16 protein-coding genes are annotated in these 16392 nt (G+C 41.6%); 10 read left to right on the top strand and 6 right to left on the bottom strand.

Annotation, left to right across the window (positions count from 1 at the left end):
* Positions 1-144 precede the first annotated feature (144 nt).
* The 3 genes from dnaK to N7E81_RS16855 all read right to left on the bottom strand — a co-directional run bounded on the left by dnaK (position 145) and on the right by N7E81_RS16855 (position 2924).
* Complete coding sequence (dnaK, locus tag N7E81_RS16865) at positions 145-2061, bottom strand: molecular chaperone DnaK (protein WP_263050771.1); 1917 nt, start codon at positions 2059-2061, stop codon at positions 145-147.
* A gap of 286 nt (positions 2062-2347) precedes the next feature.
* Positions 2348-2557: a hypothetical protein gene (locus N7E81_RS16860; protein WP_263050770.1), complete on the bottom strand. Its 210-nt coding sequence runs from the start codon at positions 2555-2557 to the stop codon at positions 2348-2350.
* 13 nt (positions 2558-2570) lie between these two features.
* Positions 2571-2924 carry a phage holin family protein gene (locus N7E81_RS16855; protein ID WP_263050769.1) on the bottom strand — a complete coding sequence of 118 codons (354 nt, stop codon included), beginning with the start codon at positions 2922-2924 and terminating at the stop codon, positions 2571-2573.
* Between the two features lie 227 nt (positions 2925-3151).
* On the opposite strand from N7E81_RS16855, the gene N7E81_RS16850 reads away from it, so the two are divergent.
* The 9 genes from N7E81_RS16850 (at position 3152) to N7E81_RS16810 (ending at position 11669) form a co-directional block, all read left to right on the top strand.
* Positions 3152-4735: a peptide chain release factor 3 gene (locus tag N7E81_RS16850; protein ID WP_263050768.1), complete on the top strand. Its 1584-nt coding sequence runs from the start codon at positions 3152-3154 to the stop codon at positions 4733-4735.
* Between the two features lie 203 nt (positions 4736-4938).
* Positions 4939-7419 (top strand): DUF5686 and carboxypeptidase-like regulatory domain-containing protein, encoded by a 2481-nt coding sequence (locus N7E81_RS16845; protein WP_263050767.1) that lies wholly within the window; start codon positions 4939-4941, stop codon positions 7417-7419.
* Positions 7419-8156, top strand: a complete 738-nt coding sequence (locus N7E81_RS16840) for an RluA family pseudouridine synthase (protein ID WP_263050766.1) — start codon at positions 7419-7421, stop codon at positions 8154-8156. The genes N7E81_RS16845 and N7E81_RS16840 overlap by 1 nt, the downstream gene beginning before the upstream one ends.
* Positions 8157-8159: 3 nt before the next feature.
* Positions 8160-8474 (top strand): DUF6787 family protein, encoded by a 315-nt coding sequence (locus N7E81_RS16835; protein ID WP_263050765.1) that lies wholly within the window; start codon positions 8160-8162, stop codon positions 8472-8474.
* Positions 8467-9438 carry an aminodeoxychorismate synthase component I gene (locus N7E81_RS16830; protein ID WP_263050764.1) on the top strand — a complete coding sequence of 324 codons (972 nt, stop codon included), beginning with the start codon at positions 8467-8469 and terminating at the stop codon, positions 9436-9438. Before N7E81_RS16835 ends, N7E81_RS16830 begins: the two co-directional genes overlap by 8 nt.
* Positions 9422-10015: an aminotransferase class IV gene (locus N7E81_RS16825; protein ID WP_263050763.1), complete on the top strand. Its 594-nt coding sequence runs from the start codon at positions 9422-9424 to the stop codon at positions 10013-10015. The genes N7E81_RS16830 and N7E81_RS16825 overlap by 17 nt, the downstream gene beginning before the upstream one ends.
* Positions 10015-10251 carry a hypothetical protein gene (locus tag N7E81_RS16820; protein WP_263050762.1) on the top strand — a complete coding sequence of 79 codons (237 nt, stop codon included), beginning with the start codon at positions 10015-10017 and terminating at the stop codon, positions 10249-10251. Before N7E81_RS16825 ends, N7E81_RS16820 begins: the two co-directional genes overlap by 1 nt.
* Before the next feature lie 99 nt (positions 10252-10350).
* Positions 10351-11220 carry a formyltetrahydrofolate deformylase gene (purU, locus tag N7E81_RS16815; RefSeq protein ID WP_263050761.1) on the top strand — a complete coding sequence of 290 codons (870 nt, stop codon included), beginning with the start codon at positions 10351-10353 and terminating at the stop codon, positions 11218-11220.
* A gap of 74 nt (positions 11221-11294) precedes the next feature.
* Positions 11295-11669, top strand: coding sequence for a hypothetical protein (locus N7E81_RS16810; RefSeq protein ID WP_263050760.1), 375 nt, complete (start codon positions 11295-11297; stop codon positions 11667-11669).
* Here the strand turns inward: N7E81_RS16810 and N7E81_RS16805 are convergent.
* Both N7E81_RS16805 and N7E81_RS16800 read right to left on the bottom strand, forming a co-directional pair.
* Complete coding sequence (locus N7E81_RS16805; RefSeq protein ID WP_263050759.1) at positions 11666-12235, bottom strand: acyl-CoA thioesterase; 570 nt, start codon at positions 12233-12235, stop codon at positions 11666-11668. The two genes, N7E81_RS16810 and N7E81_RS16805, sit on opposite strands and share 4 nt — an antisense overlap.
* Before the next feature lie 80 nt (positions 12236-12315).
* The gene (locus N7E81_RS16800; protein ID WP_263050758.1) at positions 12316-13353 is read right to left on the bottom strand and encodes an alpha/beta hydrolase; all 1038 of its coding nucleotides are present in this window, start codon (positions 13351-13353) and stop codon (positions 12316-12318) included.
* 347 nt (positions 13354-13700) lie between these two features.
* Between N7E81_RS16800 and amt the strand changes: the two genes are divergently transcribed.
* Positions 13701-16016, top strand: a complete 2316-nt coding sequence (amt, locus tag N7E81_RS16795; RefSeq protein ID WP_263050757.1) for an ammonium transporter — start codon at positions 13701-13703, stop codon at positions 16014-16016.
* A gap of 54 nt (positions 16017-16070) precedes the next feature.
* On the opposite strand, the gene N7E81_RS16790 is transcribed toward amt, so the two are convergent.
* The gene (locus N7E81_RS16790; protein ID WP_263050756.1) at positions 16071-16343 is read right to left on the bottom strand and encodes a hypothetical protein; all 273 of its coding nucleotides are present in this window, start codon (positions 16341-16343) and stop codon (positions 16071-16073) included.
* Positions 16344-16392: the final 49 nt, after the last annotated feature.

The raw sequence follows: 16392 nt of genomic DNA, 5'->3' as shown, positions 1-16392 counted from the left end.
ATAAAAAAAGCCTTTCTGGGGAAACCAGAAAGGCTTTGTATCTATATTGAGTCTAGCTAATTGCTAGTGATGATCTTATGGTTGCTCTATTACTAGAGTTGACCTAGCTCATCAATAATTTTCGATTTTCACTGGAGTCGAAAATTATTTCTTCTCTTCGTCTACTTCTTCGAACTCTACATCAGATACTTCTGAATCGGTAGCACCAGCCTCAGAGCCAGCGTCAGCCCCAGGGGCTCCACCTTCAGCACCTTGAGAAGCCGCGTACATTTCTTGAGATGCACCTTCCCATGCTTTGTTCATTTCTTCCATAGCTGTGTCGATAGCTGCTAGATCTGCACTTTTGTGTGCTTCTTTTAGCTTCTCTAGGGCAGTGCTGATTTTGCCTTTGTTGTCATCAGACAATTTATCGCCAAATTCGTTCAACTGCTTTTCAGTTTGGAAGATCATAGAATCTGCTCCATTGAGTTTTTCTATTTTCTCTTTTTCCACTTTGTCAGATTCAGCGTTGGCTTCAGCCTCTTGCTTCATTCTTTCGATTTCTTCGTCAGTCAATCCTGAAGACGCTTCGATTCTGATACTTTGTTCTTTGTTTGTGCCTTTGTCTTTAGAGGTCACATTCATGATACCGTTAGCATCTATGTCAAAGATCACTTCGATCTGAGGAATACCTCTTGGTGCTGGTGGAATACCGTCCAAGTGGAATCTACCCAAACTTCTGTTGTCCTTCGCCATTGGTCTTTCACCTTGGATCACGTGGATTTCTACAGATGGTTGATTATCGGCTGCCGTAGAGAATACCTCAGACTTTTTCGTTGGGATCGTTGTGTTGGCTTCGATCAACTTGGTGAATACACCACCCATGGTTTCGATACCCAAAGCCAATGGAGTCACATCTAGCAACAATACATCTTTCACTTCGCCAGTCAATACACCACCTTGGATGGCCGCACCTACTGCTACTACTTCGTCAGGGTTTACACCTTTAGAAGGCTTTTTGCCAAAGAATTTTTCTACTTCTTCTTGGATGATTGGAATACGAGTAGATCCGCCTACCAAGATTACTTCGTCGATTTCAGATTTAGAAAGACCAGAATCTTTCAAGGCTTTCTCTACTGGCTTCATTGATCTTTTGACCAAGGTGTCTGCCAATTGCTCAAACTTCGCTCTAGACAAAGTTCTAACCAAGTGCTTAGGTACACCATCTACAGGCATGATATATGGCAAATTGATCTCTGTGCTCGTAGAGCTAGACAATTCGATTTTTGCTTTTTCAGCAGCTTCTTTTAAACGTTGAAGTGCCATAGGATCCTTTCTAAGGTCGATACCTTCGTCGTTTTTAAACTCGTCTGCCAACCACTGGATGATCACAGAGTCAAAGTCGTCTCCGCCGAGGTGTACATCACCGTTGGTGGATTTCACTTCGAATACACCATCGCCCAACTCCAGAATAGAAATATCGAATGTACCACCACCAAGGTCATACACAGCGATTTTCATATCTGCATTTTTCTTGTCTAGTCCATAAGCCAATGCCGCAGCAGTAGGCTCATTGATGATTCTTTTTACTTCTAAACCTGCGATTGCTCCAGCCTCTTTAGTGGCTTGTCTTTCTGCATCGTTGAAGTAAGCAGGTACAGTAATTACAGCTTCTTTTACATCAGTACCCAAGTAGTCTTCTGCCGTTGTCTTCATTTTTTGAAGAATAATGGCAGACAATTCTTGAGGAGTGTAAGTTCTGTCTCCAATTTTTACTCTTACTACGTCGTTGTTTCCACTTTCGACAGCATAAGAGACATTCTTCATCTCGTCAGAAACTTCAGAGAATTTTTTACCCATAAATCTCTTGACAGAGCTAATGGTGTTTTGTGGATTGGTGATGGCCTGTCTTTTGGCAGGGTCACCCACTTTTCTTTCTCCTTTACCGCCGTCCAAAAAGGCCACAATAGAAGGAGTCGTTCTTTTGCCCTCGCTATTTGGGATAACGACAGGCTCATTACCTTCCATTACAGATACGCAAGAGTTGGTAGTTCCTAAATCGATTCCGATTATTTTTCCCATGATATAAATTTATTTATCGCTTTCTTAAATTCTTTTCTAATAACTGTAAAGGCTTTTATCAACAGCTATGCCAATGCGAAAAACCGACTGATGTGGTGACAGATTGGCAGAATAGGATTTGAAATTAGGAATGTCGACTGACGAATTGGGAGGGTGGGTTTCAGGCAGACTGACAAATGGTGCGAAAATTCAAGCAGGGGTTGAAACTCTGTTTGGATTAGTGAGGTGTGTTTTTTTATGAAAGTCTATGCCTGATGTTTTGCCAGTAAGCATAAAAAGGGTTGATCTATTTCTTTAGAATCTTAAATAAACCTAATAGGCCTATGGCTATTCCGAGCCCCAGACATATATAGTAGGAAGTTTCATCCATGGTATAGGAGCCACTAAAGACATTTCCGATGGCTTGTCCTAGTTTTTTTGGCGAATGGGTCTCCGCCCAATAGACGAAAAATCCCCCAATTAATAAATATAAAATTCCTGATTTGATGTTCTTCATGTAGTTGTCTGTTTTATTGATTGTTTGAACTATTGCCTTGCATGGCTTCAAAAATGGAGTTGACAATAGATAGGGCAAAGCTGTAAGCGAATGCCCACCAAAAACCATCTATATTGAACCCAGGGACAAGCCAGCTCACAATGAGGATCATGAAGGTATTGATGAAAAGTAGGAAAAGTCCGAGAGTTATTGCAGTTATAGGTATCGTCAGTATGATCAGGATAGGCTTGAGTATGATGTTGACGACGACCAAGACTCCAGCGGCCACCAAGGCACTTAAAAAGCCATCGACATGCGCACCAGGCAATATGTAGGCACAGATCAAAACGGCAATGGCAGATAAAATAAGTCTAATTAAAGTTTCCATGTTTTGTAGGTAAGTAGATGATTCAACTTTTGAAGTTACTAAATGTAACAATTCTATACACAGCTGTTGCGATGACATCTTTATAAATAATATCAAAGTTGGATGCTGAGCACTAGAATACTCACAACTCTACTATCTTTGCGCCCGATTTTCCCTTGGTTAATGGGAACTAGTTATTAGCTGATGGTGACTACCATTGGCTTTTTCCAAATAGCGATAATTTAAGTATGAGTCTCTCAGCAGAAATAGAAAAACGAAAAACCTTTGGTATCATCAGTCACCCGGATGCGGGAAAGACGACCCTGACGGAAAAGCTCTTGCTTTTTGGAGGGGCGATCAAAACGGCTGGCGCAGTAAAGTCGAATAAAATCGACCGGCATGCTACCTCGGATTTCATGGAGATTGAGAAGCAAAGGGGGATTTCGGTAGCTACATCTGTAATGGGCTTCGACTATAAGAACCGACGAATCAATCTGCTGGATACTCCAGGTCACCAAGATTTTGCAGAGGATACCTATCGTACGCTGACCGCTGTGGATAGTGTGGTGCTAGTCGTGGACTGTGTGAAGGGAGTAGAGATCCAAACGGAAAAACTGATGGAGGTGTGTCGCATGAGAAACACTCCCGTGATGGTGTTTATCAATAAACTAGATAGAGAAGGTCAAGACCCTTACGATTTGCTCGATGAAATCGAAGCCAAACTAAATATAAAGGTGCGTCCGCTCAGTTGGCCAATCAGTATGGGCAAGACGTTCAAGGGCGTATATAGCTTGTATGAAAAGAAACTGAAATTATTTACAGCCAGTAAACAAAAGCTCGATAAAGACAATGATATTAGTATAGAAGATATCAACGATCCTGTTTTGGATGAATTGATTGGAGAGAGATATGCTAAAACGTTGCGAGAAGATGTAGAGCTGGTAGATGGAGGATATCCTGCATTTGACATAGAGACCTATAGAAATGGCGAAGTAGCACCAGTATTTTTTGGTAGTGCGGTCAATAATTTTGGCGTGCAGGAGCTGTTGGATTGTTTTATCGACATCGCTCCTGGTCCTGCACCGAGATATACAGAAGAGCGTCAGATCATGCCAGAAGAGAACAAGTTTTCAGGTTTTGTGTTTAAAATTCATGCCAATATGGACCCGAAGCACAGAAACAGAATTGCCTTCGTGAGAGTGTGTGCTGGGCAGTTTTCTAGAGGTAGTAATTATTATCATACCAGATTAGACAAGAAATTTAGATTTTCAAATGCCACAGCCTTTATGGCGCAGAGCAAAGAAGTGATCGATGAAGCCTTTCCTGGCGATATCGTAGGCCTGTATGATACTGGAAATTTGAAAATAGGCGATACCCTCAGTGAAGGTGAAAAAGGAACGTATAAAGGGATTCCTAGTTTCTCTCCAGAGATATTTAGAGAAGTGGTAAACATGGATGCCATGAAAACCAAACAGCTAGAGAAAGGACTCAAGCAGCTCATGGACGAAGGGGTGGCCCAGCTTTTTACCTATGAAATGGGCGCTCGTAAAGTAGTGGGCACAGTGGGTGCACTTCAGTTTGAAGTTATCCAGCACAGGTTGCTACACGAATACGGTGCTACTTGTAGATTTATGCCAATGAATCTATATAAGGCTTGCTGGATCAGTAGCAAAGACAAAAAGAAGTTAGACGAGTTTATAGATTCCAAGTACCGACACATTGCCAAAGACAAAGATGGCAAATTGGTCTTTATGGCAGAATCCAAAGCATGGTTACAAATGGTACAGGATAATTTTCCAGACATGGAATTCCACTTTACCAGTGAGTTTTAGGTAATTTCACAGCTTGTGCGTAATTGGAATTTGTTTTGGAAGTCTGTGTGTTTTTTTAATGCAGCTCAGTTAGGTTAAAACAATTTTGAAGAGTTACGTTAAAGGGATTTGATTGTTTTAGGTATGGGTGAGGGAAATCTTGGTTTAAGATGTCATCTATATAACTTTCAATCATAACTGGTCAAATTTTTGCCATTTTTTTGATGAACACCAATTCTGCCAAAACTGTATATTTTGCTGTAGCTGCGTGGCTGACGATGACCCTGCTAGGAGGGAATTTATTTGCTCAATCCGTGTCTGGTCGTATATTTTCGAGCGATGACAACGAAGCCCTGACTTTTGTGACTGTAGCGATCAGTGGAACCAGCACTGGTACTATATCAGACATAGATGGGCGTTTCAATTTGGCTGTCCCGACTGGTTATCAAGGTACCATCACATTCCAACACGTCGGTTTTGTGCGAAAGCAATTGACTGTGGCTGAAATTAACCAATCACCGATTATTTTCTTGGAAAAGGAGGTGACAGAATTGGAGGAACTGATTTTTGAAGCAGGGGAGAACCCTGCTAATATTTTGATGCGACAGGTGATCGCCAACCGCAAGAAACACGACCCAGCGAGGTTTCCACAGTATAGTTATAAGTCCTACACCAAAGATGTATATCACCTAGACGCAGATACCAAAACGGCTGATTCTCTGGCAATATTGATGAAAGAACAAAGTGAGGATTATAGTACCGATGAATCTGATACTATAGCCAAAGCTGATACTAAATTTTTTAAGGTTGACAGTTCCTTTAATACGCGCCATTTGTATGTGGCAGAGTCTGTGTCAGAAACTAAATTTATTGAACCTGGACTCAAAAATGAAACTATACTGGCGACACAGATTTCAGGCTTGAGGGGTGGGTTGTTTGCTGCTTTTAGTGGTCTGTATCAGCCTTTTGGGTTTTACAATGACGTGTTGGATATTTTCGACAAGGATTATATCAACCCAATCAACCCGTCGGGTCTTTCTCAATATGACTTTTATATAGAAGATACCACTTTTTTCGAAACAGACACAGTATTTGTGGTGAGCTATGCACCTAAAAAAGGTAAAAAATTCGATGGGTTGGAAGGTTTTCTATGGGTACATGCCAAAGAATACGCCCTAACCAATGTGACCGCTAAATCTCAGGTAGCCAATTCCAAAATCGACGTGAGCATCCAGCAGCGCTATGCTAAGGTGAAAGGGCAGTGGTTTCCAGTGCAGCTCAATACAGATATTATTTTTAAAGAATTTAAATTTTATGGAAGAAATCTGGTGTTAGAAAACCGACGCTATCTGTCGGACATTAACCTAGAAACCAATTACTCAAAAAAGGACTTTAGTGATGTAGGAATAGCGCTGAATCGGGTAGATAAAAAGCAGCAAGAACAAATATTGAATGCCAATAGAGCCGTGCCATTGGATTCGATGGAGCTGAATACATTCGTGGCCATGGACTCGATGTACAAGAGCCTACGAGTGATCGAAGGCGTGGCAGAAGCCGTACTGACCATGCGATTGAAGATGGGTATGGTAGATCTACGTATAGATGATCTCTTTGGGATCAATAATTATGAAAAGTTTAGATTGGGAGCAGGGTTGGAAACCAATAACAATTTTTCTGAAAGATTGAAATTGGGGGGGTATGGTGGATATGGATTTGCAGACGAAGAATGGAAATATGGCACCAATGTGAGGTGGAATTTTGATAAAAGAACAGATACTTGGCTTTTGTTTACTTATCAGAATGATTTAAGAGAAGTGGGTGTACAGCGGTTTTTCGAAGGCAAAATATCGAGTATCGAAGATTTAATTCGATCTTTTCAGGGGAGTTTGTTCGACCGTCACGAAACCTACAAACTCAGTTTGAATAGGCGAATAGCTCCTTTTCTCTATGCGCAGACGAGTGTATCTACTTCGGATCAAAAACCAACCTATGATTACCAATACAACAATACAGACTATACCAATACCTATTATCATATCAATGAGGTGTCTCTTTCTTTTAGGTATGTGAAAAACGAGCAGTATTTAGACTTGTATGGGCGCAAGGTGCTTTATGATTATGATTTCCCAGTTTTCAATTTCAAATACAGTCATGCCAATTCGGGCTGGTTGGGGGGGGATTTCAATTATCACCGAGTAGACATGAGTGCAGAATACAAAAAGAAATATGTGTTGGGTAAGTCAGAATTTTTGGTCAGGGCAGCCTATGTTTCGGGCGATGTGCCTTATGGTCATATGATTACAGGCTTGGGTAATGCCTCGTCGAGTTTGAGTGTGCCAGAGTATTTTCAAACGATGGATATTTACGAATTTTTGTCGGATCAGCAGGTTGCTTTGTTTTTCAATCATAACTTTGGCAACTTTTTGATCTCTAACCGAGTGATGAAGCCCGAATTGATTGTGTATCATAACTCAGGTATTGGAAGACTGACTCACCCTGAACGCCACCAAGGGGTAGCATTCAAGACCATGGAAGAGGGCTATTTTGAATCGGGAATCGGGATCAAAAAGCTAATCAGGCTCAATTATTTCGATGTAGGATACATGGGGTTTGGGTTTGATGCAGTCTATCGATATGGTGCGTATGCGTACGAGTCTACGAGAGACAATTTATTTTTTAAGTTAAACATGAAAATCAATTTGTAATGGGGAAGCCGTTTATAGTGATATATGAAGACAATCATTTGCTCATCGTAGATAAAGCTTCAGGGGTATTGGTGCAAGGAGACAAGACCCGGGATAAACCATTGCTTGATTACTGCAAGGAGTATATCAAAAAGAAATACGACAAACCAGGAGATGTCTTTCTCGGTACTGTGCACAGGCTCGACCGTCCTGTAAGTGGTGCGGTCGTATTTGCCCGTACGTCCAAGGCGCTGGAGCGTATGAATAAGCTATTTAAGGATCGGAAAATCAATAAAACCTACTGGGCTGTGGTGAAAAGCAAGCCACCAAAGAAGGAGGATAAATTGGTACATTACTTACAAAAAGATGAAAAAACCAATAAAACCACGGCCTATGATGTGCCACGAGATGGAGCACAAAGAGCGGAACTGAGTTATAAGGTATTAGGTAAGCTCAATGATCATTACTTGCTGGAGGTAAGGCCTGTGACAGGACGTCCACATCAGATTCGTGTACAGTTGGCTTCTATGGGTTGTCCGATTCGAGGCGATCTCAAGTACGGATTTGCTAAGCCCAATCCAGACGCCAGTATCAATCTCCACGCTCGATCGTTAGACTTTATTCACCCGATCAAAAAAGAACCTGTCAAGGTGATTGCAGGAGTGCCCGTCAATGATTTTTGGGAGCAATTTTTAGTGTTAGACAAATCTTCTTCGGAGCTTGCTAAGAAGAATAAATTTATGGATAAGCTCTACTAGATCATGGGTTTTTTGCAATCATTGAAAAAACGGTGGAAGCTCGATAGTGTGAGGCAAGTGATCTTGGTTTTGGTCACTTTCGCATGTACAGGTTTTACTGTGATGTGGCTCAAAACACCTATTGTTGGATGGATTAGCGGAAGTGATGGCCACCAGACTATCTACACCATTTTGTATTACATTTTTATCTTACCGATCTACAACATAATCCTGCTGATCTATGGCTTTCTTTTCGGACAATTTGCGTTCTTTTGGGACTTCGAAAAGAAGACGTGGTACCGCATGACCCGTCAAAAGCATAAGATCAAAAGTGAATAAATCCGCCGCCATTCAGCAAATCAATTTATTGGCCTCGTCGGGCACTCCTTTCTTGTTGATCACTGATTTTCAATGTGCAAATAACCAAGTGCTACCCATCGATCAAATTAAAGCTGATCAGCTTTTGTTTGATATCAATGGCGTGAGAAATTTCGAGCAGTCAGTGGTACCTTCTGCGGCTATACGTTTGAATCGTACACCCATGACCTTTTCTGATTTCAAAGCCAAATATGAAACTGTACATGCAGAGATTGCCAAGGGAAACACCTATCTACTGAACTTGACTCAGCCTACACCGATAACCACTACGGCAAGTCTCAAGGAAATATTCTATCACAGCAAGGCCAAGTACAAACTTTGGTACAAAGATCAATTTGTGGTCTTTTCACCAGAGATTTTTATCAAAATACAAGAAGGGAAAATATCATCTTATCCGATGAAAGGAACGATAGATGCAGGGTTGCCTCATGCGGCAGAGACCATCTTGACTAGCGACAAAGAAATGGCAGAGCATGCCACTATTGTAGACCTGATTCGCAACGATATGAGCCAGTTTGCTCATCAGGTGAAAGTAGAGGACTTTCGATACATTGATGAAATTCGCACGAGCGAAAAGCACCTACTACAAGTGAGCTCTAAGATCACGGGGCAGCTTGCCGCTAATTATCAGAAGCAGCTTGGTGAGATCATCTATTCGTTATTGCCGGCAGGCTCGATTTGTGGAGCACCCAAGCAGAAAACCTTGGATATCATCGATCAAGTAGAGGGGTATCAACGCGGCTACTACACGGGGATAGTAGGGTATTTTGATGGGCGGAATTTTGATAGCGGCGTGATGATTCGCTACATAGAAAAACAAGACGAGCAGCTCGTCTATAAGAGTGGCGGAGGTATTCATTTTTTGAGTGATGCGGCTGCTGAATATCAAGAAATGATAGATAAAGTATATGTCCCAGTTCATTGAGAGTATTTGTTGTGAGGATGGGGAAGCCCTTCTGTTGGATTTGCATCAGGCACGATTGAATCGTACTTTTTTCACTAATTATGGCTTGCTGGCTAGGCCTATGAAATTGGCCAAAATTATTCGAAAAGTACCTAGCAAAGAGAAACACAAATGTAAAGTGGTATATGATAAGGATAATTTCACAATAGATTTTCAATCTTATCAAACACCCACAATAGAGACGCTTCAAATCGTGGAAGGTGGGAACATTGATTACCGATTTAAGTATGAAAACCGCCGTGCCTTAGACCAACTCTATACTTTGCGGGCTGATCAAGACAATATTATCATTGTGAAAGACGGAAGTGTCACGGATAGCTATTTTGCCAATCTGGCTTTCTATGATGGGGAGGAGTGGTGGACGCCAGATTCGCCGCTACTAGAAGGAGTACGGAGGCAGTCACTGCTCGATCAGGGACTGATCCAAAAGACCACCATTAGTCTGGATGATTTGGGTAAATTTGAAAAGGTTTCCCTTATCAACGCAATGCTAGATCTGGGCGTTGTAGAGATTGATATTAAAAACATAAATCGATAATGGAAAGAAAAATAAAAATGATCTGGGATATGCATGGGCAATATGCCAAAGGTACGGCTGAGCATCATGCCATACATCTAAAAGAATTTGCCGAAAGGGAGAGTATAAAAACGATGGGTATAGGCACAGAAGATATGACTGATATGCACAGCATTGCCTATATGATTATTGAAGAAAAAGACATGATCGCCGTAAGGGATGCCTTGCGGCCTCAGCGTGCAGAAGAGGCCGAATAAACGTTGGGTTTTTAATCCATTTCTCAAATGGCAAAAGCGAAAGTCTGGCTATCTTAGCCAAGACAACTCCCCAAAAAACTAAAATAAGTAAGGGAATCTATGTCCGAAAATAAAATCACATTTCTGATCCAATGCCACGATAGCAAGGGGATCATTTCTAAAGTCACTACATTTTTCTACGAAGAGGGTTTCAATATCCTTAGCTGTCAGCAGTTTACAGACACGATTCAAGAGGCCTATTTTATGCGTGTCAGTTTGGATGCCAAAGATTTGACTTATGGGAGAGAAGAGCTTTCCTCACGGTTTAGTCAAGTGGCCGATAAGTTGGCGCTCAAATGGCGGGTGCACTATAGCGAAGACAAAAGGAATGTCGCCATCATGGCCTCTAAGACTACACACTGTCTGTATGATATTTTGGAAAAACACGGAGAAGGCAAACTACATTGTCATATTCCGCTTGTTATAGCCAATCATGAAAGTGTAAAATATGTGGCTGATCAGTTTGGTGTGCCTTTTCATTACCTGCCAATCAATGGTGAGAATTGGGTGGCGCAGCAAGGTGTGATTTTGAAACTGCTAGCTGAGCATGATGTAGATTTGATTGTGATGGCTCGGTTCATGAGAATTCTGTCCTCTGATTTTATCAATCAATATCAGGAGAAAATTATCAATATTCATCATGCTTTTTTACCTGCTTTTCAGGGAGCAAACCCGTACCGAAGAGCCTATGAGAGAGGGGTGAAGATGATCGGAGCTACAGCGCACTATGCCACAGACGACCTAGATGAGGGGCCAATTATAGAGCAAGATGTAGAGCGAGTGTCTCATGCCAGTACGCCTGCGAGTTTGGCACAAATAGGCTCGGATATAGAGCGAAAAGTGCTGAGCAAAGCGGTGAAGTATCATTTGGATCACAGAATCATCGTCACTGGCAATCGTACGATTGTGTTTCCTGAGACGGAGGATTGATGGTGGAAACAATAAGAAGTATGTGTTAAATTTGAGAAGCAGCTTCTTGGGATGTAATTCAAAATCTAGCCATTATGACTTATACGCATCCAAAAATTTCCATACGTTTGGCACCTGAGCTTGGCCAAAACTGTATTTATTTCTCGTTTAAAGATAAGTTTACTTTAGATGCCTCAGAGAATGCGACTCGGTATTGGTCTGGCTTGTTTGACGCTAATGTAGATGTTGCATACCGTTTTGTATGGGACTGCTCCCAAATGACAGGTTTTGAGCCTTCTGCTAGAAAGGAGTGGTATACGGCTATGAAAAAACACAAAAATAGAATCAGTCACATTACAATTATTTCGCCGAGTTTATTGATTCGTGGAGCAGCACGTGTAATGATGGAAGCCTTTGGTATAAAATCAAAAATGTTGAAAACAAAAGAGGGGCTTCATCAATTGGTTTAAAGAGAGAATTTTTTCAACTCTAGCACACATCTTTCAGCTTCTAGCAAGTCCTTGGGTGTATTGTCTGCTAGCATATCCGAGACTTCTTTTACCTTTTTGCGGTAGTCTTTTTTCAATTCTTTTCTTTTGATCGCTTCTAAGAATAGTCTGACCTCTTCTTGAGATTCTAGGATGAGCTCAGGTACGTTAGTTGGCTTGTCATCTTCCCCTTTGGCTACCATGGTTACGTAGGAGTTGTTGGTTTTTTTAACCGTGCCTTCTTTCACGTTTTCTGCGATTACATTGATACCCACGACCAATGACGAATTGCCCACATAGACAACAGACGCCTTGAGGTGTACAAGATCACCTACTTCTACAGGTTCTAAAAAATCCACATTATCTACCGATACAGTCACGCAGTAGTTGGCCGCATGCTTACTCGCACAGGCATAGGCTACTTTATCTATAAGCGATAACAAGATTCCACCATGAATCTTTCCTCCAAAATTGGCATAGGAGGGGATCATCAGTTCGGTGATGGTAGTTTTAGAATAACTTACAGAATTCGCTTTAGGGATACTCATACAATAGATTTTGGATGACAAAACTCGAAATTAGACAATATTGGGTTGATTTTCGACTCTCATTTTCAATTTTAGCATATTTACAATTTGATGCCGTTTCTATTGAGCGAATCGTATGATGTGGGAGATAGCCCCAACACTTGTTCTATGAATAAGCTGGTTTCTTTTATCACACTTTCGATGTCTTTGGACTGTAGGTCGGAGGCCATGACATGATGCCCTACGTTGGGGAAGGGGACCACTCGCTTTTGATTAGCAGGTGTTTTTGTTTTGCTATCAAAATCTATGATGCCTGGTACAGAGATGACATGATCAGACTCCTCTTCGTTTTTGTAATAATAACCAATAAAATAGGGGGAAGAGATTTGTTCAAATACTTCATCTTTCATAGTCTGGTCTAGTAGTTCTTGTAGGGCTATTAGTGCATCGGAACGGTAAGTTAACGTCCAGTAGCGGGCTATGGGTGTGTCTATATGAGTAGAATCCCCGATTTTATAGTCGCCTATGACAAGCTGGGTCAGGTGTTTGCCCCAGGGCTTGTTGAGTAAGGCTGCAGTGGGATCATCGATAGCTGTATTGGGGGAGTATAGGATTTGTGCGTCGATCAAATCAGGATTGTGGGCAGTGAGGTAGATTGATAAAGTGCCTCCTGTGGAGCAAGAGATTAAGATTACTTTTTTGCCTATTACTCGTCCTACGGCTACGGCTTCTGCTGCCGAATGCATTAGTGCAGCTGGGGTAAGCCCCTCGAAGGCATCTTGTCCGCTTAATCCGTGATGAGAGAGTCTCGCCAGATAGAGATTGCATCCGTATTTTTTGGCCAGTATTCGATGTACAGGATCCGATTCCATGACGCCTGCAGAGAAGCCATGTAGGTAGACCATAGCATAGGGTGTTTGTCTTACGGTGTCTGCCCAGATTATTCTAGACTCATTTTCAGGTTTGATATGTGGAAATTGACTCTCGAATGCTGTAAGCATACTGTCCAGCTTTGTGATGGGAACATCAAGGGGAACAATTTCACTCGATACGGGCTCAAAAACGGTCTGAGGTCCTTGCCAATAAGCCAGAAATACCAAGAGTACAAGGGCAATGAATATTTTGATACTCTTATTCATAATTGTAATCTCGCATAGAAAGGTCAGATTTTCAATAAGCAGAGCTTTGAAACTTTAAATTTTTGATAAAGTGTGTGTTACTTGATTTATATGTTTTTTAACAGTTTTTGCCTTGAGGTTAAAGAGGTTGGTTGTCTGTTTCCTGTCATTTTAATCCATGAGTGCACCATCTATTTTTGAGGTATCAAAAGGGTGGCTTTTTTCCACCTTTAGATGAGCTAAGCGAGAGAAAAAGTGATTGTTCCTGCACAAAGGTGTGGCTAGAGGTATATCTCATCTCCGTGTAGTTTTTAACAGCAAAAATCCAAAAATGATCAATCAGTTGTTTTACCAAAGCTCGGATTTGTATGTTGAAAACTTACCTCATTACTCTAATATTATTATTTAGTTTGCCATCGTTTGGTGGTGTTTCGTTGTCTGATCAGGTAGAGGCCGAAGTGTCTCTCAATATCAATGATCTCTGGGTGCTTGTGGCTGCCGCATTGGTCTTTTTTATGCAGGCGGGATTCAAAGTGCTCGAAACTGGATTGGTCAAAAAAGAACATCGAGCTGGTATCGGAGCCAAAAACCTTTTGGATTGGGTGGCTGGTAGTATTGCCTTTTTCCTTGTTGGTTATGGTGTTATGTTTGGCTCTTCTGAGTCTGGTTTTTTCGGTTCCGGGTATTTGTTCGGCGAAGGATTAGACACAGGCAAAGAGTTGATCTTCTTTTTGTTTCAGTTAGCATTTGCAGGTACAGCGCTTACGATTGTATCTGGTGCCATGTCAGGACGAACGGCCGTGATTCCTTATTTTATAGCTTCATTGATGACCGCTACGGTGATCTATCCCATTTTCGGCTATTGGGCGTGGGGAAATTTGGCAGATCCTAACAACATGCCATGGTTGGCTAGTTTAGGATTTATGGATTTTGCAGGCTCTACAGTAGTGCACTCTACGGGGGCATGGATCGCAGTGATGGGGATATATATGGTAGGCCCACGGATTGGTAGGTACGATGCCTTGAAGCGCATTCAACCCATGAAATCCTCAGATTATTCATATAGTATTTTGGGGGTTATGATCCTCTGGCTTGGCTGGTGGGGATTCAATGGCGGTAGTACATTGGCTTTCAATGATGACGTAGTTAAGATTATACTCAATACCAACTTGGCTGGGGCAGCAGCATGTTTTGCAGCTTTCTTTCACGCCTATTTTTTCCAGAAAAAGAAAGATGTGATAGAAAAAATAGCAGGAGGTAGCCTTACTGGTCTAGTCGCCATTACTGCTTGTTGCAATGTGGTGTCGCCTATCAATAGCTTGGCGATCGGTTTTTTAGCAGGCATCATTCATAACTACTTTTATGTAGTAATTGCTGAGAAGTGGCATCTAGATGATCCTGTAGGGGCCATTGCTGTGCACGGTTTTGGCGGCGTGTTTGGTACTTTGTCTGTAGCAATTTTTGGTGATGCTGACCTATTGGCTAATGACCGTTGGACTCAGCTTGCCGTACAGTCGATTGGTGTTTTAGTGTGTTTCACTTTTACCAGTTCTATTGCTTTGGGGATGTTTTATTTGATTAAAAAAACCATTGGGCTGAGAGTGTCGCCACTACAGGAACGGTATGGTTCGTTTATCGCAGATATGGATGAACAGGAAAAAACCATGACTACTCCAGAAATGGACGTGACCCAAGTGTCTGTAAGAATATCAGAAAGAGGGTATAATATGTATTCGGTCAGTGAGTATCTTGGTATTCCTCAAGATAGAAGAAAACAACTTATAGAAGAGGACAAAGTCCAATACATGGATGAGTCTGGTAATTTGGTTCCTCCATTGATCGCCGTACGCCAGTTGGGCTTGTTTCTGGAGACAGAGCGAAATAAGGTTCAGGAAGAGCGCGATCAAATAAAAAGCAAGCAAGCAGGCATGACGTCCGAAATGAAATATGCGAGCCAATTGCAAACCCTGATCTTGGGAGATGAAGATTCTTTCCGAGATTTATTTCCATCCTCTTTCATTTACTTCAAGCCCAAGAAAAATGTATCAGGAGATTTTTATTGGTTCAAGCAGGTGGCAGGTTATAAAATAGTCATTGTATCCAATGCGACTAGCTCAGGGGTATCGGGAGGGTTCTTGAGCATGCTGGGATTGTCTTTGATCAATGAAATTTTTAGCGTCAATAAGGTCTATTACCCTGAAAAGGTGTTGAGCCTATTGGATCGTAAATTCGATCACTCACTCAAAGTGAAATCGCTGGGCAATAAGTTGATGGACTCTATGGATGTTTCGGTACTCATCATAGAAGAGGTGGCTCAGAAAATCTACTATGCAGGTGCTAATAGTTGTTTGCATGTAGTCTCAAAGAATGGGACATTAACGGAATACCCAGGCAATTCATTTTCGGTAGGTCTTCGTTATCTGTCGGACAATCCTACCTTTGATCGCAAGACCATAGACTACAAGGTAGGGGATAAGCTCTATTTGTTTACCAATGGTTATTATGATCAAGAAAATAGTCAGGGACAGAAGATCACCAAAGAAGTCTTGTTGAGCCAGCTCAAGCAGTTCAATGGACAGAGTTTTGAGGATCAGAAAAAGGTACTTAAAGAAGATTTCACGTCTTGGAAAAAAGACAGTCCTCAGACCGACGATGTGGTTGTGGTAGGGATTGGATTGAGATAGTCTAAATAATCACACTGTACCTCGGCACAGTGTGATTATACGCTAAACGGGCGTTTATTCAATAAGAAAACAGTTTGTGAAAAACTCTTGTTTACCCCCACTGCTTGTTGTTACGTCTTTGCGATTGTCCAACTCGAATTGTGTGATTTCTTCTTTTGTCTTATTGCAAAGTTCATATTGATCTTCTTGGGTCAGGATAAGTATAGCATCCTTGTTGAGCGTTTGAATTAGTCTGGTGCAGTTGTAGCAATTGGTTTCAGGTTCGTCTTCTTCGCAGCTGGCAAGTGTGCATAAAAATAGAGAGAGGATAATAAATCGTAGTTTCATATTTAGCTATTTTGTTTGAGTCAAATATGAGCCTAACAATAGACTAATC

The organism is Reichenbachiella carrageenanivorans (assembly GCF_025639805.1).
In the GTDB taxonomy this organism is placed as follows: Bacteria; Bacteroidota; Bacteroidia; order Cytophagales; family Cyclobacteriaceae; genus Reichenbachiella; species Reichenbachiella carrageenanivorans.
Note: the sequence above shows the minus strand (reverse complement) of the source record. Positions and strands in the feature narration are given on the sequence as shown.